24 protein-coding genes are annotated in these 23,669 nt (G+C 73.1%); 6 read left to right on the forward strand and 18 right to left on the reverse strand.

Translation table 11 applies throughout. The features are described 5' to 3' along the window. Positions 1–194: 194 nt before the first annotated feature. A complete protein-coding gene (locus tag O1G21_RS23450; protein WP_270146562.1) occupies positions 195–1,598 on the forward strand; it encodes a hypothetical protein in 1,404 nt (467 codons plus the stop codon). Between the two features lie 91 nt (positions 1,599–1,689). On the opposite strand, the gene O1G21_RS23455 is transcribed toward O1G21_RS23450, so the two are convergent. Further along, complete coding sequence (locus O1G21_RS23455; RefSeq protein ID WP_270146563.1) at positions 1,690–2,199, reverse strand: hypothetical protein; 510 nt, start codon at positions 2,197–2,199, stop codon at positions 1,690–1,692. Between the two features lie 153 nt (positions 2,200–2,352). Here O1G21_RS23455 and O1G21_RS23460 point away from each other — a divergent pair, with 153 nt between their 5' ends. Further along, positions 2,353–3,060, forward strand: coding sequence for a PhzF family phenazine biosynthesis protein (locus O1G21_RS23460; protein WP_270146564.1), 708 nt, complete (start codon positions 2,353–2,355; stop codon positions 3,058–3,060). 140 nt (positions 3,061–3,200) lie between these two features. Here O1G21_RS23460 and O1G21_RS23465 read toward each other — a convergent pair whose 3' ends face one another. The 4 genes from O1G21_RS23465 to O1G21_RS23480 all read right to left on the reverse strand — a co-directional run bounded on the left by O1G21_RS23465 (position 3,201) and on the right by O1G21_RS23480 (position 6,529). Next, positions 3,201–3,839 (reverse strand): VanZ family protein, encoded by a 639-nt coding sequence (locus O1G21_RS23465; protein WP_270146565.1) that lies wholly within the window; start codon positions 3,837–3,839, stop codon positions 3,201–3,203. A 104-nt stretch (positions 3,840–3,943) separates the two neighbouring features. Continuing rightward, positions 3,944–4,273, reverse strand: a complete 330-nt coding sequence (locus O1G21_RS23470) for a hypothetical protein (RefSeq protein ID WP_270146566.1) — start codon at positions 4,271–4,273, stop codon at positions 3,944–3,946. Beyond that, positions 4,270–5,808: a sensor histidine kinase gene (locus tag O1G21_RS23475; protein ID WP_270146567.1), complete on the reverse strand. Its 1,539-nt coding sequence runs from the start codon at positions 5,806–5,808 to the stop codon at positions 4,270–4,272. The genes O1G21_RS23470 and O1G21_RS23475 overlap by 4 nt, the downstream gene beginning before the upstream one ends. Before the next feature lie 43 nt (positions 5,809–5,851). Beyond that, on the reverse strand, positions 5,852–6,529 hold the full coding sequence (locus O1G21_RS23480; protein WP_030257458.1) for a response regulator transcription factor: 678 nt from the start codon (positions 6,527–6,529) through the stop codon (positions 5,852–5,854). Between the two features lie 278 nt (positions 6,530–6,807). On the opposite strand from O1G21_RS23480, the gene O1G21_RS23485 reads away from it, so the two are divergent. Then, positions 6,808–7,773 (forward strand): SigE family RNA polymerase sigma factor, encoded by a 966-nt coding sequence (locus O1G21_RS23485; RefSeq protein WP_405000826.1) that lies wholly within the window; start codon positions 6,808–6,810, stop codon positions 7,771–7,773. A 189-nt stretch (positions 7,774–7,962) separates the two neighbouring features. Here the strand turns inward: O1G21_RS23485 and O1G21_RS23490 are convergent, their stop codons facing one another. The 4 genes from O1G21_RS23490 to deoC form a co-directional block, all read right to left on the reverse strand. After that, a complete protein-coding gene (locus O1G21_RS23490) occupies positions 7,963–8,601 on the reverse strand; it encodes an ATP-binding protein (protein WP_270146568.1) in 639 nt (212 codons plus the stop codon). 222 nt (positions 8,602–8,823) lie between these two features. Then, positions 8,824–9,726 carry an aldehyde dehydrogenase family protein gene (locus tag O1G21_RS23495; protein ID WP_270146569.1) on the reverse strand — a complete coding sequence of 301 codons (903 nt, stop codon included), beginning with the start codon at positions 9,724–9,726 and terminating at the stop codon, positions 8,824–8,826. Continuing rightward, positions 9,719–11,194 (reverse strand): aldehyde dehydrogenase family protein, encoded by a 1,476-nt coding sequence (locus O1G21_RS23500; protein ID WP_270146570.1) that lies wholly within the window; start codon positions 11,192–11,194, stop codon positions 9,719–9,721. The genes O1G21_RS23495 and O1G21_RS23500 overlap by 8 nt, the downstream gene beginning before the upstream one ends. Positions 11,195–11,199: 5 nt before the next feature. Then, on the reverse strand, positions 11,200–12,186 hold the full coding sequence (gene deoC, locus O1G21_RS23505; RefSeq protein WP_270146571.1) for a deoxyribose-phosphate aldolase: 987 nt from the start codon (positions 12,184–12,186) through the stop codon (positions 11,200–11,202). Between the two features lie 179 nt (positions 12,187–12,365). On the opposite strand from deoC, the gene O1G21_RS23510 reads away from it, so the two are divergent. Further along, the gene (locus tag O1G21_RS23510) at positions 12,366–13,046 is read left to right on the forward strand and encodes a PH domain-containing protein (RefSeq protein WP_270146572.1); all 681 of its coding nucleotides are present in this window, start codon (positions 12,366–12,368) and stop codon (positions 13,044–13,046) included. Positions 13,047–13,096: 50 nt separating this feature from the next. On the opposite strand, the gene O1G21_RS23515 is transcribed toward O1G21_RS23510, so the two are convergent. The 3 genes from O1G21_RS23515 to O1G21_RS23525 form a co-directional block, all read right to left on the reverse strand. Beyond that, complete coding sequence (locus O1G21_RS23515; protein WP_270146573.1) at positions 13,097–14,815, reverse strand: phospho-sugar mutase; 1,719 nt, start codon at positions 14,813–14,815, stop codon at positions 13,097–13,099. A gap of 530 nt (positions 14,816–15,345) precedes the next feature. Further along, on the reverse strand, positions 15,346–16,167 hold the full coding sequence (locus O1G21_RS23520) for a purine-nucleoside phosphorylase (protein ID WP_270146574.1): 822 nt from the start codon (positions 16,165–16,167) through the stop codon (positions 15,346–15,348). 148 nt (positions 16,168–16,315) lie between these two features. Beyond that, complete coding sequence (locus O1G21_RS23525; protein WP_270146575.1) at positions 16,316–16,753, reverse strand: gamma-glutamylcyclotransferase; 438 nt, start codon at positions 16,751–16,753, stop codon at positions 16,316–16,318. Positions 16,754–16,851: 98 nt separating this feature from the next. On the opposite strand from O1G21_RS23525, the gene O1G21_RS23530 reads away from it, so the two are divergent. Together O1G21_RS23530 and O1G21_RS23535 are read left to right on the forward strand one after the other, a co-directional pair. Beyond that, complete coding sequence (locus O1G21_RS23530) at positions 16,852–18,306, forward strand: NAD(P)H-quinone dehydrogenase (RefSeq protein ID WP_270146576.1); 1,455 nt, start codon at positions 16,852–16,854, stop codon at positions 18,304–18,306. 235 nt (positions 18,307–18,541) lie between these two features. Next, a complete protein-coding gene (locus tag O1G21_RS23535) occupies positions 18,542–19,498 on the forward strand; it encodes a DeoR/GlpR family DNA-binding transcription regulator (RefSeq protein ID WP_405000827.1) in 957 nt (318 codons plus the stop codon). Positions 19,499–19,604: 106 nt separating this feature from the next. Here the strand turns inward: O1G21_RS23535 and O1G21_RS23540 are convergent, their stop codons facing one another. The 6 genes from O1G21_RS23540 to O1G21_RS23565 form a co-directional block, all read right to left on the reverse strand. Next, complete coding sequence (locus tag O1G21_RS23540; RefSeq protein ID WP_270146578.1) at positions 19,605–21,380, reverse strand: acetyl/propionyl/methylcrotonyl-CoA carboxylase subunit alpha; 1,776 nt, start codon at positions 21,378–21,380, stop codon at positions 19,605–19,607. 74 nt (positions 21,381–21,454) lie between these two features. Further along, on the reverse strand, positions 21,455–21,592 hold the full coding sequence (locus O1G21_RS23545; protein ID WP_270146579.1) for a hypothetical protein: 138 nt from the start codon (positions 21,590–21,592) through the stop codon (positions 21,455–21,457). A 24-nt stretch (positions 21,593–21,616) separates the two neighbouring features. Beyond that, entirely contained in the window at positions 21,617–22,378 is a 762-nt protein-coding gene (locus O1G21_RS23550) for a hypothetical protein (protein ID WP_270146580.1), read from the reverse strand. A 64-nt stretch (positions 22,379–22,442) separates the two neighbouring features. Then, complete coding sequence (locus tag O1G21_RS23555) at positions 22,443–23,045, reverse strand: nucleoside triphosphate pyrophosphatase (protein WP_270146581.1); 603 nt, start codon at positions 23,043–23,045, stop codon at positions 22,443–22,445. A 47-nt stretch (positions 23,046–23,092) separates the two neighbouring features. Beyond that, the gene (gene mmpB, locus O1G21_RS23560; protein WP_270146582.1) at positions 23,093–23,233 is read right to left on the reverse strand and encodes a morphogenic membrane protein MmpB; all 141 of its coding nucleotides are present in this window, start codon (positions 23,231–23,233) and stop codon (positions 23,093–23,095) included. A gap of 187 nt (positions 23,234–23,420) precedes the next feature. Then, positions 23,421–23,642, reverse strand: coding sequence for an acyl-CoA carboxylase epsilon subunit (locus O1G21_RS23565; RefSeq protein WP_270146583.1), 222 nt, complete (start codon positions 23,640–23,642; stop codon positions 23,421–23,423). Positions 23,643–23,669: the final 27 nt, after the last annotated feature.

The following is a 23,669-nucleotide window of genomic DNA, read 5'->3' on the forward strand; positions in this document are numbered from 1 at the left end:
GAGGGCATTGCGGCCGGGGGCGTGCGGGTGCGGAGGGCCCGTTTCGAGAAGCAGTCAGACCGGGGGGATATGATTCCGCGGTCGCTGCTGGTGGGGGGCATTCGGCGGCGCCTTTTCACGGCCTCAACAGGCCCCTCACGCCTGCGATTTCGCACTCTTCTCGGGTTACGCCCGAATTCTCCCGTGAGGTTCCCTTGCGCAATCAGTCCCGCAGAATCCTCGCCGCGGCCGCCACCGCCGCCCTGGTCTCCGGCGTCGCCCTGACCTCGGCCCCGGCCGCCCTCGCGGCCCCGATCACGGTCGGCGCGACCCAGGGCACCCAGGCCCCGGCCTCGCCGGTGACCGTCGCCCTCAGCGGCCTGCCCGGCACCGTCAAGGCGGGTGGCGCGCCGATCGAGTTCACCGCGACCCTCAAGAACACCGCCGACCACCAGATGGACGTGCTGGGTTCCACCTTCGTCATCGGGGACACCGGCATCGGCAGCAAGCCGAGCCAGTTCAAGCTGGAGTACCAGGCCCCCGGCGGCACCCAGTGGCAGGACGCCGGGGCGAGCGGCGGGATCGCCGGTGGCCTCTGGGACATCGCCCGGAACGCCGGCCCGCACCTGGCGGCCGGCGCCGAGGTCTCCTACCGGCTGCGGCTCACCGTCGCCGCCGACGCCCCGGCCGGCCGGGTGACGCCGGGCTTCAACTCGGTGGTCTCGGACCCGATCCTGCCGCCCGAGCAGCGCATCTCGTACGCGATGAGCGGCTACCAGGACGTGGTGATCGCCCCGGCGGTCACGCCGACCACCCCGGCGACCACGCCCGCCGCCACGGCGGACGTCAGGCTCGACGGCGTGCCCGCCACCTTCACGGCGGGCGCGGAGGCGAAGCCGTTCAAGCTGGTCCTGACCAACAACAGCGGCAAGGACCTCCGGCTGGTGCCCGCGGTCGTGTTTCAGGGGCAGGACATCCTCCCCTCCGGCACGGTCAGGTTCGAGTTCCAGGCACCGAACGGGGACTGGCTGGAAGGCACCCCCGGAGGCGACTCGGACCACCCGGCCTGGCTCTACCAGGCACTGCGGACCGGCAGCAAGGACGCCGACGTCATCACCCTGCCGAAGGGCGGGACCAGGACGATCAACGTCCGACTGGCCTTCACCAAGGACGCTCCGGCCCTCGCCGAGTCCCTGGTCGCCATCGCGGGCACCCTGCCCGGCGCCGGTGAGAGCGCGGCCGAGGCGTCCAGCCCGAAGGCCGACTTCAAGATCGAGGCCGCCGCGGCCCCCACCGGCACTCCGGCCCCCACCTCCTCCGCCACCACCCCGGCGCCGGTCGCCACCGACCCGTCCACCGCCCCCGCCGTCCCGGCCGCGCAGGTCACCACCGGCGCGCCGAGCCCGGCGGCCGACACTGCCCAGACCGCCACCGCCCAGACCGACACCGCCCAGGCCGCCGCGGCCCCGGTCGCCGCGACGACCACCCAGCTGGCCGCTACCGGCGGCGGCTCCTCCGCCGCCCCGATGGCGATCACCGGCGCGACCGCCATCGCCCTCGGCATCGGCACCCTGGTCGTGGCCCGCCGCCGCAACAGCGCCCAGAGCCCCGGCAACTGATCCGGCACGGCCGACCAGGTACGCCCGAAGGCCCGCCCGTCCCCGCTCCACAGCGGATGACGGACGGGCCTTCGGCCTTCGTGCGGCGGGGTCAGCCGGCCGGCTGCTGCGGCGGCTGCGGCTGCCCGGGCTGGGCGTACGGGTTGTCCGTCACCGGCTGGGTCGGCACGCCCGGCTGGTACGGCGCGGCGCCCTGCGGCGGCACCGGCTGGCCGGGCTGCTGGGCGTACGGGTTGAACGCGCCCTGCTGGGCGGCGTTGGGGCCGTACGGTGCGTTCGGGTTGTACGGGCCGACCGGCGGGGTCGGCCGGTTCTTCGCGTTGCTGCGGTCGACGATGGCCTTCACCGAGGCGACGATCATGCCGACCGGAAGGATGAACGCCTTGAAGAAGAGGAAGTACTCGCCGCCCTCGAAGACGAACGCGAGGTAGTAGGCGTACCCCAGGAACCCGAGGCCGAAGAGCACGTTGAAGATCCGCAGGCCGACCTTCAGGCCGCCGAGGGGCAGTACCCCGAGGACCAGCATGATGAGACCGCTGAGCGCCAGCAGGACGACGTACCAGGAGAACAGCGGCTCGGCGCTGAAGTCGAGATTGTTCAAGGGGTTTCCTGTGGGAGGAGAAAAACGGCGGGAGCCGTCCGGGGACGAGAGCGCACAGTACTGGAGGCGACCGACATCCGTCGTCGCCTTTTCATCACGGTGTCGTTGCGCTGTGTCGTAGCTGCGCCGGAACGGTAGTTGACGAGGTGGGAAATGATCGGGCATGAGGTGCTTCGGGTCTTCTGCGGGCCCGACGGGCGGCACGGCAATGAGCTCGGCGTGGTGCGTGACGGCGCCGCCGTGCCGGGGCGGGCGGAGCGGCAGGCGGTCGCGCGGGAGCTCGGGTTCAGCGAGACGGTGTTCGTCGACGATCCGGGGCGCGGGGAGATCGACATCTACACCCCGAGCGTGCGCCTGCCGTTCGCCGGCCACCCGTGCGTGGGGGCCGCCTGGCTGCTCGGCGTGGAGCAACTGGTCACCGCCGCCGGGGTGGTGGCCGTCCGGCACGAGGACGGGCTGACCCGGATCGAGGCCCGGCCCGAGTGGGCGCCGGGGCGGACCCTGCGGCAGTACGGCTCGGTGGCCGAGGTGGAGGCGCTGGAGGTGCCGCCGCCGGGGGAGTGGATCTACGCCTGGGCCTGGCAGGACGAGGCGGCCGGTACGGTCCGGGCGCGGGCCTTCCCCGGTCGGGGTGACGGGATCGACGAGGACGAGGCGACCGGTGCGGCCGCCCTGCTGCTGGCGGCGCGGCTCGGGCGGGCGCTGACCATCACCCAGGGCCGGGGTTCACAGCTGATGGCCGGCCCGCGTCCGGGCGGTCTGGTCGAGGTCGGCGGCCGGGTGGTGCCCGTGGAGGTTCAGCCCGCCCCGCCCCGAGCCGAAGGGGCGCGCCGGTGCCGAAAGGGAGAAGCGAGGGAGTGACGAAGGAGCGAGGGAGCGCCGACCGTCGGCACCGGGCCAGGAGCGCCCCGGAGGCGAGCGGCGAGCAGCGGGCCCCGAGCCGAAGGGGCGCGCCGGTGCCGAAAGGGAGAAGCGAGGGAGCGCAGACCGTCGGCGTCGGATCAGGAGCGCCCGGAGGTGAGCGGGCGAGTAGGCGGCGTCGGCTCCGCGTAGGCGCGCGGCCGGGCCGCCGGTGCGACCGCCACCGCCGGTGCGATGGCGGCGGCCACCGACGGGACGGTCGGCACGGACACCCGCGTCGCCCGCGGCTCGGTGCGGTGGGCCCGCAGCAGGTGGCGCAGGCCGGGTACGAGGGCGAGGTGGGTGATCACCACGCCGAGCACGGCGAACAGTATGTGGTCCACGTTGAGCACGTGGCCGGGCGTCCAGGAGGAGAGGAACTCCAGGCCGGTCGCCAGCAGGGCGGAGACGCCCGTGGTGCGCAGGAAGGACGGCAGCCAGGGGGCCCGGACCCGGCCGCCGGCCAGCGGGAGCAGGACGCCGAGCGGGGCGAGCAGCAGGAACTCGCCGACCACCTGCCAGGTGGTGGAGGAGCGGAGCGAGGCCAGTGGCGTCAGGTTGGCGTCGTACACCCAGGCCACCGGCAGCGGTCTGAGCACCAGCCAGAGCACCAGCGTCAGGTGGAGGGCCAGACCCGCCAGCCCGGCCAGCCGGAGGGAATGGTGGACGGCCGCCGCCGGCCCGGTCTCGGTCCGTGCGCCGGAACGCCCGTCGCGTGTCCTGGTGCCATCTCGCTGCACGGGGGGAAGGACGTGAGCCGGTGGCGCGGCGGTTCCACCCCGGGCGTGAACATTCCAGGACGCGCCCCCGGTTCCCCCCGCCCCGAGCGGGCGCGGGGCTGGGCCTAGCGGCACGGCCCGGCCGTCGGCACCGCGCTGAACGCGTTGTCCGGCGGCGGCGAGCCCGGTGCCACCGGGGTCGGCGAGGGGCTGGGGCTCGCGCCGGCCTTGGCCGCGCCGCGGGCCGGGGTGATCGCCGGGGCCGGGCCGGACGGGGTGGCCAGGGCGGTCGGTATGTGCGGGGTGCTAGGGCAGGCCGTCCGGCTGGCGGGCGCGCCGGCGTCGACCGGTACGGCGGTCGGCCGGATGCCGCAGCCGGAGGCCGACGCGAGCAGGAGCAGCACGCCGGCGGTGCGGCGCAGGGTGGTGCGGGTCGGGGAGGTGGGGGAGGTCACGTGGCGTCCTTGTGCTCGGCGTCGCCGGCGGGCCCGCACTGGGTCCCGCCCGCGGACGGCGGCGGTGGCGGGGTCAGCGGCAGGGTGAGCGTGAACACCGCGCCGACCTCCCCGTTCGCCGCCGTGATCGTCCCCCCGTGGATCTGTGCGTTGGCCATCGCGATGGACAGCCCCAGGCCGCTGCCCTCCGAGCGGGCCCGCCCCCGGTCGGCCTTGTAGAAGCGGTCGAAGACGTGCGGCAGCACGTCCTCGGGGATGCCGGGGCCGCTGTCGGAGACCTCGACCACGACCGAGTCATCGGTCTGTCGGACCCTGACCCGCACCGGCGAGCCGCCGTGCTTGAGGGCGTTGCCGATCAGGTTGGCGAAGACCACGTCGAGCCGGCGCGGGTCGACCACGGCCAGGATGCCGCGCGGGGCGTCCAGTTCGACCGCGTCGTACCAGGCCCGGCCGTCGATGCAGGACATGATCAGGTCGGCGATGTCCACCTCGTCGGCGACCAGCTTGGCGGTGCCGGCGTCGAAGCGGGTGACCTCCATCAGGTTCTCCACCAGGTCGGACAGCCGCCGGGTCTCGCTGACCACGAGCCGGACGGCCGGCTCGATCATCGGGTCCAGCGACTCGGCCTCGTCCTCCAGGATGTCGGTCACCGCGGTCATCGCGGTCAGCGGGGTGCGCAGCTCGTGCGACATGTCGGCGACGAACCGCCGGCTCTGCGCCTCGCGCGCGCTCAGCTCCTCGACCTGCTCGTGCAGCGACTCCGCGGCCCGGTTGAACGTCCGCGCCAGGTCGGCGAGTTCGTCCGAGCCCTCGACCTCCAGTCGGGTGTCCAGGTGCCCCTCGCCGAGCCGCCTGGCGGCCTCGCCGAGCCGCTTGACCGGCCGCAGCACGGTCGCCGAGGCGGCCTGGGCGAGCAGCGCCGAGCCGATCAGCGCGAGCAGGGTCGCGATGGCCAGCGACCAGCCCAGCGTGTTGAGGTCGGCCCGCTCGTTCTCCAGCGACTTGAACATGTACGCCGTCGGACCGTTCGGCACCACCTTGGTGCCGCCGATCACGAACGGGCGGCCCTCCAGGTTCTGCCGCTGCCAGTACAGGTGGTACGGGTACGGGTTGCTCTCGGTGACCTCGCGCGGCTTGGCGACGGTGGACCGCAGCGCCGCCGGGACGTCGGCCAGCGTGAAGTGCGGGTCGGAGGAGGCCGGGCACTCCGGGTGCGCCGGGTCGACCACGACCACGTCGTAACTCAGGCCGGAGCTCGCCACGTTGGAGGCCAGCGTGGCGAGCTCCGGACAACTGGCGTTCAGCGGCAGGTCGGAGACGTTGCGGCTGAGCGAGACCCGGAAGTCGTTCAGCGCGGTGTCCTGGGCGCGCTTGAGCACCGCGTCGCGGTTCAGCCAGTACGCGATGCCGGAGGCCGAGACGGCGGCGAGCAGCGCGACGGCCGCGAACACGGCGATCAGCCGCACCCGCAGCGAGCGCAGTCGCCGCCACGGGCCGGCCGAGAACCGCCGGGCGGTCTGCTGGTGGTCAGTCACAGGAGCCTGTCGTGGTACGGGAGTCCGACATGGAGGAAGGGGATCAGGCGGGCGGGTCCAGCCGGTAGCCCACGCCGCGCACTGTGCGGATCAGGGTCGGCGCGGACGGCACGTCCTCGACCTTGGCCCGCAGTCGCTGCACGCAGGCGTCCACCAGGCGGGAGTCGCCGAGGTAGTCGTGCTCCCAGACCAGCCGCAGCAGTTGCTGGCGGGAGAGTGCCTGGCCGGGGCGGCGGCTGAGCTCCAGCAGCAGCCGCAGCTCGGTCGGGGTGAGCTGGAGGTCCTGGCCGTCCTTGGTGACGGTCATCGCGGCCCGGTCGATCACCACGCTGCCGTAAGCGGAGGAGTCCGAGCTCTCCCGCTCGCCGCGCCGCAGCACCGCCCGGATCCTGGCGTCCAGCACGCGCGGCTGCACCGGCTTCACGACGTAGTCGTCCGCGCCGGACTCCAGGCCCACCACCACGTCGATGTCGTCCGAGCGCGCGGTGAGCAGGATGATCGGCAGCTGGTCGGTGCGGCGGATCCGACGGCAGACCTCGAAGCCGTCGATCCCGGGCAGCATCACGTCCAGCACGATCAGGTCGGGCCGCTGCTCCTTGAAGAGCCTCAGACCGTCCTCGCCGGAGGCGGCGGTGGCCACGCGGTGGCCCTGGCGGGTGAGGGCGAGTTCGAGGCCGGTCCGGATGGCGTCGTCGTCCTCGATCAGTAGGAGGAAAGGCACGGCCCCATTTTGTCCCACGGGAAGCGCCGAATCACCCCCCGGACCGGTCACCGACCGTACGGGAACCGGAAGGACGGCCACCTGCGTCCGGTACGGGGGAGGCGGACCGGGACGAAAGGCCCGCCCCTGTGACACCCCTGTGACAGTCGGCGGACAGCGCCATCACAACCGGCGGGCAGGATTTTCCATGTCGCCGCAGGACAGCGGGCCGCAAGGGCCGGCTGGAGGGCGGCAACAGGAACCGCTCGTACCGACCAAGGGGGCGCACGATGAACGCCATGCTTCAGACCCGGACCAACCCGGCTGTCCGCACCGCGCGTTCGTCAGCGACCACCCACCGGACCCGGTACGAGATCAGGACCGACGAGAACTCCGGTGCCGTGACCGTACGGGGGTGCGCGCACAGCACCGGTGGAAACCCTGTCGCCCGCCGGGTGAGCGGCGGCGGCAGGACGGGGGAGCTGTACGGGATCGGCCGACTGGGGAGTGCGGTCGACTCCGCCAACACCCTCACGCTGCGGGGGATCCTCCCCGTCCGCGTCGAGGGCAAGGACAACCGGGGGACCGGGGGGAACAACGGTCTGCGGACGGTCGGTTCGGGGGAGCCGACCGGCCGCGAGGCCGCCGGTGCGACGCTGCTGCGGCTGACGCCCGCACCGGCCCGCACCACCGGGGCGGGACAGGGAGACGCGCAGGGGGAGCACCCGGCCGTCGCGGAGGACCACATCACGGAGTTCACCGCGTACGTGCGCGAGCGCCGCGCCTCCCTGTACGCCACGGCGTACCACCTCACCGGTGACCGCTACGAGGCCGAGGACCTGCTGCAGAGCGCGCTCTTCAGCACCTACCGGGCCTGGGGCCGGATCACCGACAAGGCCGCGGTCGGGGGCTACCTCCGCCGCACCATGACCAACCTGCACATCTCCGCCTGGCGGCGCCGCAAGGTCAACGAGTACCCGACCGAGGAGCTGCCGGAGACGGCCGGCGACACCGATGCGATGGGCGGCACCGAGCTGCGCACCGTGCTCTGGCAGGCGCTGGCGAAGCTGCCGGAGAACCAGCGGACCATGCTGGTGCTGCGGTACTACGAGGGCAAGACCGACCCGGAGATCGCCGACGTGCTGGGGATCAGCGTCGGCACGGTCAAGAGCAGCATCTGGCGCGCGCTGCGCCGGCTGCGCGACGACGAGCACCTGAACAAGTCGGGCGACACCGTCCGGGCGTTCGGCGAGCTGGTCGCGTAGGGCTCACAGAGGACTCCCGTCGGGGGACGGGTAGCGGACGGTTACGGTTCGGGGGCGCCGGCTCGGGGGAGCGGCGCCTGTGGGGAGCCGAGGCCGTTCGGCAGGCGACGGCCCGGTGCGGGGGAGACGCACCGGGCCCGTCGTCGTTGTCGCTCTTCCGGCGTCGTTCCGCCGTTGTCCCGCCGCGGTTCAGACCGCCGAGAACTCCCCCGCCCAGGCCGCCGCGCGGACCCGCCGCTCGGCCTCCGGCCCGGCGCACGGGTACGAGCCGAGCTCGACCTGCCGGCCGACGATGGCCCGCTCGGCCCGCATCAGCCGGAAGCCCCGGCGCAGCAGCACCGGCAGCGACTTGCGGCCCTCCCGGACGTCCCGGCGCAGCCGGCGCCAGGCCGTGGTGAGCGCGCCGTTGCGCAGGCACAGGGCGTCGCCCAGCAGGCCCTCGGCCGCGCACTCGGCGACGATCTCGGCGGCGAAGATGCCCTCGGCGATGAACGCGGTCGCGCCGCCCAGGTCCAGCGGGCGGGTGGAGACCCGGCCGTTGTCCGGGATCGAGTACACCGGCACCCCGGTGCGTCCGTGCTCGTACAGGGCGCGGATGGCGGCCACGGCCTGGTCGCGGTGCCAGGAGAGCGGGGAGTCCCAGTCCACGGCGCCGTCCGGCAGCCGGGGCAGGGTCGGGTCGTCCCCGTCCTTGTAGAAGTCGTCCAGCTGGAGCACCGGCAGACCGCTGCGTTCGGCCAGCGAGGACTTCCCCGATCCGGACGGCCCGGAGAGCAGGATCACCCGGGCGTGGGCCGCCGGCCCGGGGTTCATGGGGGAGTCACTCACGGGACACCAGTCTGACGCATTCCGGCCGGTTGCCGAAACCGGTCGGCTCCCACTTCCTGCGCCCACCGGGAAAGTCGACGGACCCGCGCCAGGGGGGGGAGAGGCGCGGGTCCGTCCTGTGACCGCCCGGGCCCTGGGGGGAGAGGGCGCTGGGGACGGCCAGTCTGTGGAGTTGTTCTCTTCCGTTCTGTCGCGCGGAGCGCGGGATGGTGCGACGGAGGGTCAGATCCCCATCGGGTGCCAGACCGTCTTCGTCTCCAGGAACGAGAGTAGCCGGTCCGTACCGGGCACATTGGTCCAGTCCTGGGCGAACGGGTCCAGCTCCGGACGCACCACCCGCTTCAGGGTATCCGCGGCGGCGGCCTCCAGGGCGGGCGCCGCGCCGGGGCCGTCCGCGGCGATGGCCCCGGTGAGGTCCAGCGCGTTGACGTCCTGGTGCGAGGCCAGGGTGGGGGCGATGTCCTCGGTCCGGCCGGAGATGATGTTGACCACACCGCCCGGGACGTCCGAGGTGGCGAGCACCTCGCCCAGCGACAGCGCGGGCAGCGGGGCGTCCGCGGCGGCCGCGACCACGACCGTGTTGCCGGTGGCGATCGCCGGGGCGATCACCGAGACCAGGCCGAGCAGCGAGTGCCCGTAGCCGGCCTGCGGGGCGACGATCCCGACCACGCCGGTCGGCTCCGGGGTGGAGAGGTTGAAGTACGGCCCGGCGACCGGGTTGGCGCCGCCCGCGATCTGGGCGACCTTGTCCGTCCAGCCCGCGTACCAGACCCAGCGGTCGATCGCGGCGTCCACCAGCGCGGCGGCCTTCTTCGGGCCGATGCCCTCGGAGAGGGACACCTCGACGGCGAACTGCTCGCGCCGGCCCTGGAGCATCTCGGCGACCCGGTACAGCACCTGGCCGCGGTTGTACGCGGTGGTGCCGGCCCAGCCCTTGACGGCCGCGCGGGCGGCCAGGACGGCGTCGCGGGTGTCCTTGCGGGTGCCCAGCGGGGCGTTGGCGAGCCACTCGCCGTTCGAGTCGGTCACCTCGTACACCCGTCCGCTCTCGGAGCGCGGGAACTTCCCGCCGACGTACAGCTTGTAGGTCTTGAGGACATCAAGACGGCTCACGACATCAGACATCGAGGTAGGCCTCCAGACCGTGGCGGCCACCCTCGCGGCCGTAGCCCGACTCCTTGTAGCCGCCGAACGGCGAGGTCGGGTCGAACTTGTTGAAGGTGTTGGCCCAGACCACGCCGGCCTTGAGCCTGTTGGCCATCCAGAGGATGCGCGAGCCCTTCTCCGTCCAGATGCCGGCGGAGAGGCCATACGGGGTGTTGTTGGCCTTCGCGACCGCCTCGTCGGGGGTGCGGAAGGTCAGCACCGACAGCACCGGGCCGAAGATCTCCTCCTGGGCGATCCGGTGGGCCTGGCTGACGCCGGTGAACAGGGTCGGCTTGAACCAGAAGCCGGTGCCCGGGAGTTCGCACTCCGGCGACCAGCGCTCCGCGCCCTCGGCCTCGCCGGCCTCGGTCAGCTCGGTGATCCGGGCCAGCTGGGCGGCCGAGTTGATCGCGCCGATGTCGGTGTTCTTGTCCAGCGGGTCGCCGACCCGCAGGGTGGCCATCCGGCGCTTCAGGGCGTCCAGCACCTCGTCCTGGACCGACTCCTGGACCAGCAGGCGGGAACCGGCGCAGCAGACGTGGCCCTGGTTGAAGAAGATGCCGTTGACGATGCCCTCGACCGCCTGGTCGATCGGCGCGTCGTCGAAGACGATGTTGGCGGCCTTGCCGCCCAGCTCCAGCGACAGCTTCTTGCGGCTGCCGGCCAGCTGCCTGGCGATCGCCCGGCCGACCGGGGTGGAGCCGGTGAAGGCGACCTTGTTGACGTCCGGGTGCGCGGTGAGCGCGGCGCCGGTGCGGCCGTCGCCGGTGACGATGTTGACGACGCCCTTCGGCAGACCGGCCTGGCGGCAGATCTCGGCGAAGCGCAGGGCGGTGAGCGGGGTGGTCTCGGCCGGCTTCAGGACGACCGTGTTGCCGGTCGCCAGCGCGGGCGCGATCTTCCACGCCAGCATCATCAGCGGGAAGTTCCACGGGATGACCTGGCCGGCCACGCCCAGCGGGCGCGGGTTGGCGCCGAAGCCGGCGTAGTCCAGCTTGTCCGCCCAGCCCGCGTAGTAGAAGAACCACGCGGCGACGGTCGGGATGTCGAAGTCGCGGGTCTCGCGGATCGGCTTGCCGTTGTCCATCGACTCCAGCACGGCCAGTTCGCGGCTGCGCTCCTGGATGATCCGGGCGATCCGGAACAGGTACTTGGCGCGCTCGCTGCCGGGCAGCGACGACCAGTCGGCGAAGGCCTTGCGGGCGGCGGCGACGGCGCGGTCCACGTCCTCGTCGGTGCCCTGGGCGAACTCGGCGAGCACCTGCTCGGTGGCCGGGTTGACCGTCTTCAGGGCCTCGCTGCCGGAGGAGTCGACGAACTCGCCGCCGATGAAGTGGCCGTAGGAGGTGGCGATGTCGCCCGCGGCGGCGGGGGACTCCGGGGCCGGGGCGTACTCGAAGAGGCCGGCCTTGCGCACGGGCTCCTCGATGTTCTTCTTCTTGGCCATGGTGATCAGTCCACCGTCACGTAGTCGGGGCCGGAGTAGCGGCCGGTGGCCAGCTTCTGGCGCTGCATCAGCAGGTCGTTGAGCAGGCTGGAGGCGCCGAAGCGGAACCAGTGCGGGGTCAGCCAGTCGTCGCCGAGCGTCTCGTTGACCATCACCAGGTACTTCATGGCGTCCTTGGTGGTCTTGATGCCGCCGGCGGGCTTCACGCCGACCTGGACGCCGGTGGCCGCGCGGAAGTCGCGGACCGCCTCCAGCATCAGCAGGGTGACCGGCGGGGTCGCGTTGACGGCGACCTTGCCGGTGGAGGTCTTGATGAAGTCGGCGCCGGCCAGCATCGCCAGCCAGGAGACCCGGCGCACGTTGTCGTACGTCTGCAGCTCGCCGGTCTCGAAGATCACCTTGAGGTGGGCGGAGGAGCCGTCCGGGCGCTTGCACGCCTCCTTGACCGCGACGATCTCGTCGAAGACGTCGGAGTAGCGGCCGGAGAGGAAGGCGCCGCGGTCGATCACCATGTCGATCTCGTCGGCGCCCGCGGCCACCGCGTCGGCGGTGTCGGCCAGCTTGACCGGGAGGGCGGCGCGGCCGGCCGGGAAGGCGGTGGCGACCGAGGCGACCTGGATGTCGGTGCCGCGCAGGGCGTCCTTCGCGGTGGCGACCATGTCCGGGTAGACACAGATGGCGGCGACGCGCGGGGTGGTCGGGTCGGTCGGGTCGGGGGTCCTGCCCTTGGCGCACAGGGCGCGCACCTTGCCGACCGTGTCCGCGCCCTCCAGCGTGGTCAGGTCGATCATGGAGATCGCCAGGTCGATGGCTCGGGCCTTCGCCGTGGTCTTGATCGAGCGGGTGCCGAGGCTGGCGGCACGCGCCTCGAGGCCGACCTGGTCGACGCCGGGCAGGCCGTGCAGGAAGCGGCGGAGCGAGGCCTCGGACGCCGCAACGTCCGCGAGGCCGCTGCCCGCAACGCCGGGGGCATTGGCTGCAACAGTGGACATAGTCACCAGAGCAGCATATCTACGCGCGTAGCCGACCGCTAGGGCGACCACCTTTCCGGCCGCCTTTCGTGGCCGGACCGAGACCTCGGGCACCCCGGTGCCCACGGGCGGCCCGGGAGCGCCTTTCGTGGCCGGACCGAGACCCGCCGACGAGGGGCGGATGGGGCAGAATCGACGCCATGACCGAATCCGACGGCAAGCCCCACCAGGGCCCGGCCGCCCCAGGCGGGGAACCCGAGTACGCGGACCGCGTGTACCGCTCCGTCCCCGGCGTGATCTCCGGCGTGTTCCTGCTCGCCGTCGCCGCCTGGCTGATCGGCGACGCGGTGGTGACCGGCACCGGGAAGACCCCGTACGTCGCCCTCGCGGCGGTGCCGGTGTTCGCCTTCCCGGTGATCGCCTACACGCTGCGCCCGGCGGTGTTCGCCGGCCCCGACCGCCTGGTCGTGCGCAACCCGTGGCGCACCATCACCGCCCCCTGGGCGTCGGTCGACGCGCTGCGCGCCGGCTACTCCGTCGAGCTGCTGGCCGGGGAGAAGAAGTACCAGGTGTGGGCCGTCCCGGTCTCGCTGCGCCAGCGCAAGCGCGCCACCCGGGCGCTGAGCCGCGGCAACGCCGAGCACGCGTCCCGGACGGGTCTGGGGCTGGGACTCGCCGGCCGGACCAACCCGGTCGTCCAGGGGTCCCCCGACCCCACCCGCGCGTGGTCCGACCAGGTGACCGCCGTCCTCCAGGAGATGGCCGAACGCAACGCCACCCGCCCCGGCGCCGCCGGCCCGTTGGTCGTCCGCTGGTGCTGGTGGGTCATCGCCCCCGCCCTGGTGGGCCTCGCCGCCCTGATCACCGTGATCGTGGTCTGAACCCGGACGCGCGAAAGGGCCCGCACCTGCGGGCCCTTTCGCGCACCGGGTCAGATGCCCGCGGCCTCGGCGAGGTCGCGCTTGACGGCCGCCAGCAGCTCGGCGGCGCGCTCGCGGGCGGGGGCCAGGTCGGCGGCCGTGGCGACCGGGAGGACGACCTCCAGGTAGCACTTGAGCTTGGGCTCGGTGCCGGAGGGGCGCACCACGATCCGGGCGGAGCGGACCGGACCGCCGGCCAGGTAGTAGCGCAGGCCGTCGGTGGGCGGCAGGTCGGCGGAGCCGGCCGAGAGGTCGTCGGCGCGGGTGACGGCCAGACCGGCCAGGACGGTCGGCGGCTGCTCGCGCAGGCGGCGCATCGCGTCGGCGATCAGCGAGAGGTCCCGCACCCGGACGGACAGCTGGTCGGTGGCGTGCAGGCCGTGCTCCAGCGCCAGGTCGTCCAGCAGGTCGGACAGCGTGCGGCCGGAGTTCTTGAGGGTCGCGGCGAGCTCGGCGACCAGCAGGGCGGCGGTGATGCCGTCCTTGTCCCGGACGCCCTGCGGGTCGACGCAGTAGCCGAGCGCCTCCTCGTAGCCGTAGCGCAGGCCCTCGGCGCGGGAGATCCACTTGAAGCCGGTCAGCGTCTCGGCGTAGGCCAGGCCCGCGGCCTCGGCGATCCGGCCGAGCAGGGTCGCGGAGACGATGGTGGTGGCGAAGGTGCCCTCGGCCTTCTTGGCGACCAGGGCGGAGCCGAGCAGGGCGCCGACCTCGTCGCCGCGCAGCATCCGCCAGCCGGTGGAGCCGTTGCCGCTGCCGGCCGCGTTGCCGTTGACGGGGACGGCCACCGCGCAGCGGTCGGCGTCCGGGTCGTTGGCGATCACGATGTCCGGGCCGACCGCGGCGGCGGTGCGGAAGGCGAGGTCCATCGCCCCCGGCTCCTCCGGGTTGGGGAAGGCCACGGTCGGGAAGTCCGGGTCGGGCTCGGCCTGCTCGGCGACCACGGTCGGCGCCGGGAAGCCGGCCCGGCGGAAGGCGGCGACCAGGGTGTCGCGGCCGACGCCGTGCATCGGGGTGTAGACCACGTCCAGCTCGCGCGGGCTGTGCTCGTCGACGATGGAGACGGCCCGGGTCAGGTAGGCCTCGATGACGTCCTCGCCGAGCACCTCCCAGCCCTCCTCGGCGCGCGGGACGTCGTCCAGCGAGCCGATCGCGTCGATCTCGGCGGCGATCCCGGCGTCGGCCGGCGGGACGATCTGCGAGCCGTCGCCCAGGTAGACCTTGTAGCCGTTGTCCTGCGGCGGGTTGTGGCTGGCGGTGACGGTCACCCCGGCGGCCGCGCCCAGGTGGCGGATCGCGAAGGCCAGCACCGGGGTCGGCAGCGGGCGCGGCAGCAGCGCGGCGCGCAGGCCCGCCCCGACCACCACGGCGGCGGTGTCCCGGGCGAAGTCGTACGACTTGTGCCGGGCGTCGTAGCCGATCACGACCAGGTCGCCGAGGCCCTGCTCCTTCACGTACGCGACCAGGCCGGCGGCGGCCCGGATCACCACGGCGCGGTTCATCCGCATCGGGCCGGCGCCGAGTTCGCCGCGCAGGCCGGCGGTGCCGAACTGGAGGCGGTCGGAGAAGCGCTCGGCGAGCTCGGACCAGGCGAGCTGGCTGTCCTCCTCGGCCTCCGGGGCCTCGGCCCGGGCCAGCAGGGCGGTCAGTTCCTCGCGGGTCTGCGGGTCGGGATCCTCGGCCAGCCAGGTACGGGCCCGGGCGAGGAGGTCGGTGGTGGGTGCCTGCGTCATCTGATACCTCCGTGGATACCCCCGGCTTGAGCCGGGGGTGGGGGTCCCCCCGCTTGCGGGGGAGAAACGGTCCTCCTGCGGAGCAGGACAGGTGACGACGATTCGCCGTCAAGGCGGACCGTCGCCCAGTAGCCGCCCGTAGCCACTTCGGCACGGGTGGTAGCATCTTTGGTGCCCGATCGGCGAGAACCAAGCTGGCCGGGTCTACCGCCGGGCTGGCGGGAAGTCAGGTCTGTGGAGCTGGTGTAAGACCGATGGGCGGTACACCGTCCCTTCGCTGGTAACCCCAGGTCGGCAACCGGCTGTGAAGCAGAAAGCCCGACCCGCGAGGGTTGGAATCCTCCGGCTTCAGCCGGAGGAGGATGTCAAGTTCTTGCCTGCTCCATCGGGAAGTGCGTCGGGTGTCGGCCGGAGGGTTCCGCGCGCGGGGAAGAGCTGTGCACATGCGGACGGGGCCCCGCGGGAAGGCGTGATCAGCGGATCACGCCGCCCGAGGGCCCCGTCACTCATGATTCTGCGCCCGGCAGGCGTCAGATCCGCTCCAGGACCTTCGCCAGCAGTTCGCCCATGCGCTCGGCGGAGGCCTTGCCGGCCTCCAGGACCTCTTCGTGGTTGAGCGGCTCGCCGGTCATGCCGGCGGCCAGGTTGGTGACCAGGGAGATGCCGAGCACCTCGGCGCCGGCCTCGCGGGCGGCGATGGCCTCCAGCGTGGTGGACATGCCGACCAGCTCGCCGCCGATCACCCGGGCCATGTTGACCTCGGCCGGGGTCTCGTAGTGCGGGCCGCGGAACTGGACGTAGACGGCCTCGTCCAGGCTCGGGTCGACCTCGTGGCAGAGCTGGCGCAGGCGCTTGGAGTACAGGTCGGTGAGGTCGACGAAGTTGGCGCCGACGATCGGGGAGTCCGCGGTCAGGTTGATGTGGTCGCGGATCAGCACCGGCTGGCCGGGCACCCAGCCCTCGCGCAGGCCGCCACAGCCGTTGGTGAGGACGACGATGCCGCAGCCGGCCGCGGCGGCGGTGCGCACGCCGTGGACGACGGTGGCCACGCCGTGGCCCTCGTAGTAGTGGTTGCGGCCGAGGAAGATCAGGGCGCGCTTGTCGCCGATCTTCACCGAGCGGATCTTGCCGGCGTGGCCGGCCACGGCGGGGGCGGGGAAGCCGGGGAGCTCGGTGACCGGGAACTCGGCCACGGTCTCGCCCAGGGCGTCGGCGGCCGGCACCCAGCCGGAGCCCATCACCAGGGCGACGTCGTGCCGCTCGGCACCGGTCAGCTCGCGCAGGCGCTCGGCGGCGGCCTGGGCGGCGGCGTAGGGGTCGGTGGAGACGACCGACTGAGGAGAAGCGTTCACGGGAACGAGGATAGACGGGTTTCGGCTACGCGCGTAGAAGATCCGCGTACGGCATGCCGGATCGTTACCCGGTTGACCCGAAAGCACAGCTCGGTGGCGTCTTCCGGGCGACCGGGTCTGTCGATACGCACAGGGGGAGGGCTTGCGGTCAGCAGGGGCGGCGGCGCAGGTCCAGCACGTAGTCGTCCGGGGCGCCGGCGCTCTCGGCGGCGTCGGCGATCAGGCCGAGGTAGCGGGCCGCGGGCAGGCCGCCCTCGTAGTCGTTGAGGACGTACGTCCAGACCGGGATGTCGCCGTCCAGGGTCTGCGCGCGCAGCCTGATCTTGCGGTAGATGCCGAGCTGGACGCCCTCCCAGCGGTCCAGGCCCTCCTCGTCCATCGGCGCGATCTCGTAGAGGGAGACGAAGACCCGGTCCTTCTCGTCCTCGACGACGGTGGCCAGCGAGCCCTCCCAGCCGAGCTGCTCGCCGCCGAAGGTGAGCCGCCAGCCGTCCAGCCACCCCGTGCCGCGGAGCGGGGAGTGCGGGGCTCGGCGGGTCATCTGCCGGGCATCGAGGTTGGTGGCATACGCGGCGTAAAGGGGCATGGGGGCCAGCGTAGCCCCGTCGGTGCGCGGACCGGGGTGACTGGACGAAGGTACGGAGCGCGGACCCCGTTGTGGCGCCGCTCCTGGCGTGCGGGACAATGGGGTACGTGACTCGGATCGTGATCATCGGTGGCGGACCCGGCGGCTATGAGGCGGCTCTGGTGGCCGCTCAGCTCGGCGCGGAGGTGACCGTCGTCGACCGCGACGGTCTGGGCGGATCGGCGGTTCTCACGGACTGCGTGCCGTCGAAGACCCTGATCGCGACCGCGGAGGTGATGACCACCTTCGACAGCTCGTACGAGGAGCTGGGCATCACGGTCGACCAGGACGGCTCCGCCGCCGAGCGGGAGACCAAGGTCATCGGCGTGGACCTGGGCAAGGTCAACCGCCGTGTGAAGCGCCTGGCGATCGCGCAGTCCCACGACATCACCCAGTCCGTCACCCGTGCCGGAGTCACCGTGCTGCGCGGCCGCGGTCGGCTCGGCGCCGGCGGGCAGGCCGTGGACGGCTCCCGCGAGGTGCTGGTGGACGCCCCCGACGGCAGCGTGCAGTCGCTGCGCGCCGACGCGGTGCTGATCGCCACCGGCGCCCACCCGCGCGAGCTGCCGGACGCCCAGCCGGACGGCGAGCGGATCCTCACCTGGACCCAGGTGTACGACCTGGAGGAGCTGCCCCGCGAGCTGATCGTGGTCGGTTCCGGTGTGACCGGCGCCGAGTTCGCCGGCGCCTACCAGGCGATCGGCTCCAAGGTCACCCTGGTGTCCAGCCGCGACCGGGTGCTGCCGGGTGAGGACCCGGACGCCGCCGAGGTGCTGGAGGACGTCTTCCGCCGCCGGGGCATGAACGTGATGAGCCGCTCGCGGGCCGAGAGCGCCAAGCGGATCGGCGACCGGGTCGAGGTGACCCTCGCCGACGGCAAGGTGATCGAGGGCACCCACTGCCTGATGGCGGTCGGCTCGATCCCCAACACGGCCGGGATGGGCCTGGAGGAGGCGGGGGTCAAGCTCAACGACTGGGGCCAGATCCAGGTCGACCGGGTCTCCCGCACCAGCGCCCCGGGCGTGTACGCGGCCGGCGACTGCACCGGCGTCTTCATGCTCGCCTCGGTGGCGGCCATGCAGGGCCGGATCGCGATGTACCACGCGCTCGGTGACGCGGTGCAGCCGCTGAACCTGAAGACCGTGGCCTCCAACGTCTTCACCGACCCGGAGATCGCCACCGTCGGCTACACCGCGGCCGACGTGGAGTGCGGCAAGATGGACGCCGTCGTGGTCAAGCTGCCGCTGCGCGGCAACCCGCGGGCGAAGATGCAGGGCATCCGGGACGGCTTCGTGAAGCTGTTCTGCCGCCCGGGCACCGGCATCGTGGTCGGCGGCGTGGTCGTCGCCCCGCGGGCCAGCGAGCTGATCCACCCGATCGCGCTCGCGGTGGACGCCAATCTGACGGTCGAACAGGTGGCCAGCGCCTTCACCGTCTACCCGTCCGTCTCCGGCTCGACCGCCGAGGCCGCCCGGCAGCTGCACGTCCGCAAGCGGGCCGCGGGCGAATCCTGAGCTCAAGGCGCACAGTTGAGGGCGGCTGCCGATCGGCGGCCGCCCTTCGCGCGGGCATGGTCCTCACCCGGACGGCGGCGCGGTTCCGGGTTGTTGACGGCGCGCATTGTACGGTCATGCGCCGCTCTTGCGCGAGCAATTCCCGCTACCAGCTGCAAACGCCTGAAAGCAGACGGTCACGCAGGTTACCGTCGGTTCTGTGTTTGCTGCAGAACGTCGCCAGTTGATCCTCGAAATGGTGCGCGCCAACGGAGCCGTCTCGCTCCGGGAGTTGGCCCGCGTCGTCCAGACCTCCGAAGTGACCGTGCGCCGCGATGTGCGGGCGCTGGAGTCAGAAGGGCTCCTCGACCGCCGGCACGGCGGCGCGGTGCTCCCCGGCGGCTTCAGCCGCGAACCCGGCTACCCGCAGAAGACCCACCTGTGCGCGGCGGAGAAGAGCGCCATCGCGGACCTCGCCGCCGGACTGGTGGAGGAGGGCGACGCGGTGGTGGTCGGCGCCGGCACCACCACCCAGGAACTGGCCCGCCGGCTGGCCCGGGTGCCCGGGCTGACCGTGGTCACCAACTCGCTGCTGGTCGCCCAGGCGCTGGCGCACGCCAACCGGGTCGAGGTGGTGATGACCGGCGGCACCCTGCGCGGCTCCAACTACGCCCTGGTGGGCAGTGGTGCCGAGCAGTCGCTGCAGGGGCTGCGGGTCACCAAGGCCTTCATCTCCGGCAGCGGGCTGACCGCCGAGCGCGGGCTGTCGACCGCGAACATGCTGTCCGCGAGCGTGGACCGGGCAATGGTGCTGGCGGCCGCCGAGGTCATCGTCCTCGCCGACCACACCAAGCTCGGCGCGGCCGGCATGTTCCAGACCGTCGCCACCGAGACCATCACCCGGCTGGTCACCGACGAGCAGGCCACCGCCGACGACGCCACCGCCCGCGAGCTGGACGCGCTCGCCGACTGCGGGGTGCAGATCGACCTGGCACCGCTCGGCGTCGCCCCCGGCGCCGACGCCCCGGTGCACGGCACCGGCAGCGGCCCGGTGCACCAGACCCAGCCCGGTCCGATGGGCCGTCGGCCGGTCCCGCCGCCCGGCGGCGCCCCGCTGCCCGGCCAGCGCCGCCCCGGCACCCACGGCGGCCCGGCCGGCCCGGGCGGGATGCCGGTCCGGCTGGCCGAGATGGGCCTGCCGCGCGGGCGCTGAGCGCCCCGTCAACGCGACCGGTCCGCACACCCCGAAGGGCGTACGGACCGGTGGACGGCTGACGGAGTCGGCGTCAGTCCTGGCTGCGGTCAGTTTCTGACGGGGGTCAGTCCTTGATCTCGCACAGCGCGGCGCCGCTGCTGACGCTCGCGCCCACCTCGGCCTTGAGGCCGACGACGGTGCCCGCCTTGTGGGCGTTCAGCGGCTGCTCCATCTTCATCGCCTCCAGGACCACGATCAGCTCGCCCTCGGCGACGACCTGGCCCTCCTCGACGGCGACCTTGACGATGGTGCCCTGCATCGGCGAGGCCAGGGTGTCACCGCTGACGGCCGAACCGGCCTTCTTGGCGCCCACCCGGCGCTTGGCCTTGGCGGCGCCGGCCGCACCGGCCGCCGGGGCCGCCGAGGCGCCCAGCGAGGACGGCAGCGAGACCTCGATCCGCTTGCCGCCGACCTCGACGACCACGGTCTCCCGGGTCTCGGCCTCCTCGGCCTCACCGGCGGCGCCGGCGAACGCCGGGATGGTGTTGTCGAACTCGGTCTCGATCCAGCGGGTGAAGACCTTGAACGGCCCCTCGCCGCCGTGCACCTCGGGCGCGAACGCCGGGTCGGTGACGACCGCCTGGTGGAACGGGATGGCGGTGGCCATGCCCTCGACCTTGAACTCGGCCAGCGCGCGCCTGGCCCGCTCCAGGGCCTGCTTGCGGTCGCGGCCGGAGACGATCAGCTTGGCCAGCAGCGAGTCCCAGGCCGGGCCGATGACCGAGCCGGTCTCCACGCCCGAGTCCAGGCGCACGCCCGGACCGGACGGCGGGGCGAACAGCGTCACGGTGCCGGGCGCGGGCAGGAAGTTGCGGCCCGGGTCCTCGCCGTTGATGCGGAACTCGAAGGAGTGGCCGCGCACCTCGGGGTCGCCGTAGCCGAGCTCCTCGCCGTCGGCGATCCGGAACATCTCGCGGACCAGGTCGATCCCGGTGACCTCCTCGGTGACCGGGTGCTCCACCTGCAGACGGGTGTTGACCTCGAGGAAGGAGATCGTGCCGTCCAGCGCGACCAGGAACTCGCAGGTCCCGGCGCCGACGTAGCCGGCCTCCTTCAGGATGGCCTTGGAGGCGCGGTACAGCTCGGCGTTCTGGGCCTCGGTCAGGAACGGCGCGGGCGCCTCCTCGACCAGCTTCTGGTGCCGGCGCTGCAGCGAGCAGTCACGGGTGGAGACGACCACCACGTTGCCGTGCTTGTCCGCGAGGCACTGGGTCTCCACGTGCCGCGGGTTGTCCAGGTAGCGCTCGACGAAGCACTCGCCGCGACCGAAGGCGGCGACCGCCTCGCGCACGGCGGAGTCGTACAGCTCCGGGATCTCCTCCAGGGTGCGGGCGACCTTCAGGCCGCGGCCGCCGCCGCCGAAGGCCGCCTTGATGGCGACCGGCAGGCCGTGCTCGCGGGCGAACGCGACGACCTCGTCGGCACCCGAGACCGGGTCCGGGGTGCCGGCCACCAGCGGGGCGCCGGCGCGCTGGGCGACGTGACGGGCGGTGACCTTGTCACCGAGGTCGCGGATGGCCTGCGGCGGCGGGCCGATCCAGGTCAGGCCCGCGTCGATGACGGCCTGGGCGAAGTCGGCGTTCTCCGACAGGAACCCGTAGCCGGGGTGGACGGCGTCCGCGCCGGAGTCCTCGGCGGCCTTGAGGACCTTCGCGATGTCCAGGTAACTGGTGCCGGGGGTGTCACCGCCCAGCGCGTAAGCCTCGTCGGCCGCGCGGACGTGCAGCGCATCCCGGTCCGGCTCGGCGTAGACGGCGACGCTGGCGATACCGGCGTCCGAGCAGGCCCGGGCGACGCGGACGGCGATTTCCCCGCGGTTGGCGATGAGCACCTTGCGCACTGTGGCTCCCTTCTTGAACCTCGTTGAGTTTATGGATTCCTGGGCAGTACCGGCGAGTAGCCCCAGGTTGTGAACTATCCCACACGCACCGTGATGGTTTTTCCGGCCGGGGCGGCGGGGCCGACGACGACCTCGCAGGTCGCGGCCGGTGCGGCCGGGCGGGCCCGGTCGACGGTGGGTGACCGGGCGGCGGCGTGGCGGGTCGGTGGCATGGAACACACCTTCCCGCGGCCCGCTCAAGCCGAGGTGGAGCCGACCGTGCTGGAGCCGACCGGGGCGGCCGTCGGGGAGGGCCGCAGTGCCTCGGCCGTCACGTCGGCGGCGAGCTCGACCATGTCCGGCCCGTACGCCCTGGGTTTGACGACCCGCAGGACCAGCGCGAAGGTGCCGTTCCGGCCGTGCCTGCGGGCGAGTTCGCGGTGGTGTGCGACCAGGTAGCGCACGCCCGCCTGGTTGGCGGTGCCGGTCTGGCCGGAGACGAGGAACACCGGACGTCCCCCGTCCGCGGTGGCGATCCGGGCCAGCAGGGTGTGCACGTGCTCCTCGTCGGCGGTGAAGTCGCGGTCGCCGACGACGATGACGTTGCTGCCCGGGTCCGCGCCCGAGGTGACCACGGCGCCCGGCAGACCCCAGGCGAGGTGGGCGGCCGTCCGCTCGTTGCTGACCGGACCACCGATGCAGAACTCGGTCTTGGCGCCGAGGCCCCGTTTCGCCGAGTCGTGCGCGACGATCTCGGCCCTGGCCCCGCACCCTTCGACCAGCCCGGCCAGCGACATCAGCGCGTAGGCGTCCCGGCGGGTGACGGTGCCGGCGTCCGAGCCGGCTCCGATGCTGCGGGGCACCACGATCAGGCACTCGCTGCCGGCCGGCAGGCCGAAGAACGCCCGCACCCGCTCCACCGTGCGCCGCCGCCGCAGGGCCTGCGCCAGCCAGCCGAGACCGGCGCTGATGGCGCTGGCCACCAGTCCGAGCAGCACGTTGAGCACGTTGTCGTTCATCGGCGCGTTCCTCCCCCGTTCGAACGCCGGTCAGCTTAGAGGCTGAACTTCCTGTTGTGGCAGGTCAGTTGGTCCACAGATCAGTGATGCGCAGGTCCAGGTCGGCGAGCAGCCGGCGCAGCAGCGGCAGGGACAGGCCGATGACGTTGCCCGGGTCGCCGTCGATGCCGTCGATGAACGGCGCCGAGCGGCCGTCCAGGGTGAACGCCCCGGCCACGTGCAGCGGTTCGCCGGAGGCGACGTACGCGGCGATCTCCGCGTCGTCCGGGACGCCGAAGCGGACGGTGGTGGAGGCGGTCGCCGAGGACTGCCGGCCGGTCGCGGTGTCGACCACGCAGTGGCCGGTGCGCAGCACTCCGGCGCGACCGCGCATGGACTGCCAGCGGGCCAGCGCCTCGGCGGCGTCGGCGGGCTTGCCGAGGGCCCGGCCGTCCAGCTCCAGCACGGAGTCGCAGCCGATCACCAGCTCGCCGCCGGTCAGTTCGGCGGCGACGGCCTTCGCCTTGGCCTCGGCCAGGACGAGGGCGAGCTCACCGGGGGTGGCGGCGCTGATCGCGTCCTCGTCGACGCCGCTGACCACCACGCGGGGGTCGAGCCCCGCCTGGCGCAGCAGCCCGAGGCGGGCGGGGGAGGCGGAGGCGAGGACGAGGGCGCGCTGGTCGGTCATGCCCACCAGAGTAGGGGGTGCCGGCATCCGCCGTTCGGGTGAACGGCTCAGGTGAAGTACCGGCTGAACATGATCAGGACGGAGCCCACCAGCACGATGGCGGCGAGCACCTTGCCGGCCCGCTGCATCCGCTCCTGCATGCGACGGGCCTCGGGCGAGGGCTCGTCCTCGGGGTCTGACCAGAGCACCCGTCCAGAGTGCGCTGCGGGCGGGCCCGGACGCCTGAGTATCCGTACTCAGGTTTCGGGCCCGGCGGGCGGCAGTGCGCGGTGGAGAACGGGCGGGCCCGCCCCGAGCCCCTTTGGCCGGCGAGTGGGCGAATGGCGGAGCAGGAAGTCGGACCGGCCGACTTCCTGCTCCGGGTCAGAACGCGGGTCAGCGCGCCCAGCCGGAGGTCCGCCAGGCGTTGACGCCCGGGCGGACGGCGGGGCGGAGCAGGCGGGAGCGGTCGTTCCAGGGGGAGGCCGGGCCGACACCGGCCAGACGCGCCGCCTCGGCGGCGGCCTGCGCGGCGGCGGCCCGGGCCTGGACCACCGCCAGGACGGTGGCGAGCTCCTCGGGGGTCGGCTGCCCGTGCAGCACGTGGATCGGGGACATGGCTGGTTCTCTCCCGAGAGGGATGGT

Source organism: Kitasatospora cathayae (assembly GCF_027627435.1).
Lineage (GTDB): Bacteria > Actinomycetota > Actinomycetes > Streptomycetales > Streptomycetaceae > Kitasatospora > Kitasatospora cathayae.

Excerpts from the sequence above, each read along its gene's own strand:
- O1G21_RS23460 (WP_270146564.1), top strand. The coding sequence starts at position 2,353 with ATGATCGGGCATGAGGTGCTTCGGGTCTTCTGCGGGCCCGACGGGCGG.
- O1G21_RS23485 (WP_405000826.1), top strand. The coding sequence starts at position 6,808 with ATGCTTCAGACCCGGACCAACCCGGCTGTCCGCACCGCGCGTTCGTCA.
- O1G21_RS23495 (WP_270146569.1), bottom strand. The coding sequence starts at position 9,726 with ATGTCTGATGTCGTGAGCCGTCTTGATGTCCTCAAGACCTACAAGCTG.
- O1G21_RS23500 (WP_270146570.1), bottom strand. The coding sequence starts at position 11,194 with ATGGCCAAGAAGAAGAACATCGAGGAGCCCGTGCGCAAGGCCGGCCTC.
- deoC (WP_270146571.1), bottom strand. The coding sequence starts at position 12,186 with ATGTCCACTGTTGCAGCCAATGCCCCCGGCGTTGCGGGCAGCGGCCTC.
- O1G21_RS23510 (WP_270146572.1), top strand. The coding sequence starts at position 12,366 with ATGACCGAATCCGACGGCAAGCCCCACCAGGGCCCGGCCGCCCCAGGC.
- O1G21_RS23515 (WP_270146573.1), bottom strand. The coding sequence starts at position 14,815 with ATGACGCAGGCACCCACCACCGACCTCCTCGCCCGGGCCCGTACCTGG.
- O1G21_RS23525 (WP_270146575.1), bottom strand. The coding sequence starts at position 16,753 with ATGCCCCTTTACGCCGCGTATGCCACCAACCTCGATGCCCGGCAGATG.
- O1G21_RS23530 (WP_270146576.1), top strand. The coding sequence starts at position 16,852 with ATGGGGTACGTGACTCGGATCGTGATCATCGGTGGCGGACCCGGCGGC.
- O1G21_RS23535 (WP_405000827.1), top strand. The coding sequence starts at position 18,542 with ATGGTGCGCGCCAACGGAGCCGTCTCGCTCCGGGAGTTGGCCCGCGTC.
- O1G21_RS23545 (WP_270146579.1), bottom strand. The coding sequence starts at position 21,592 with ATGCCACCGACCCGCCACGCCGCCGCCCGGTCACCCACCGTCGACCGG.
- O1G21_RS23550 (WP_270146580.1), bottom strand. The coding sequence starts at position 22,378 with ATGAACGACAACGTGCTCAACGTGCTGCTCGGACTGGTGGCCAGCGCC.
- O1G21_RS23555 (WP_270146581.1), bottom strand. The coding sequence starts at position 23,045 with ATGACCGACCAGCGCGCCCTCGTCCTCGCCTCCGCCTCCCCCGCCCGC.
- O1G21_RS23565 (WP_270146583.1), bottom strand. The coding sequence starts at position 23,642 with ATGTCCCCGATCCACGTGCTGCACGGGCAGCCGACCCCCGAGGAGCTC.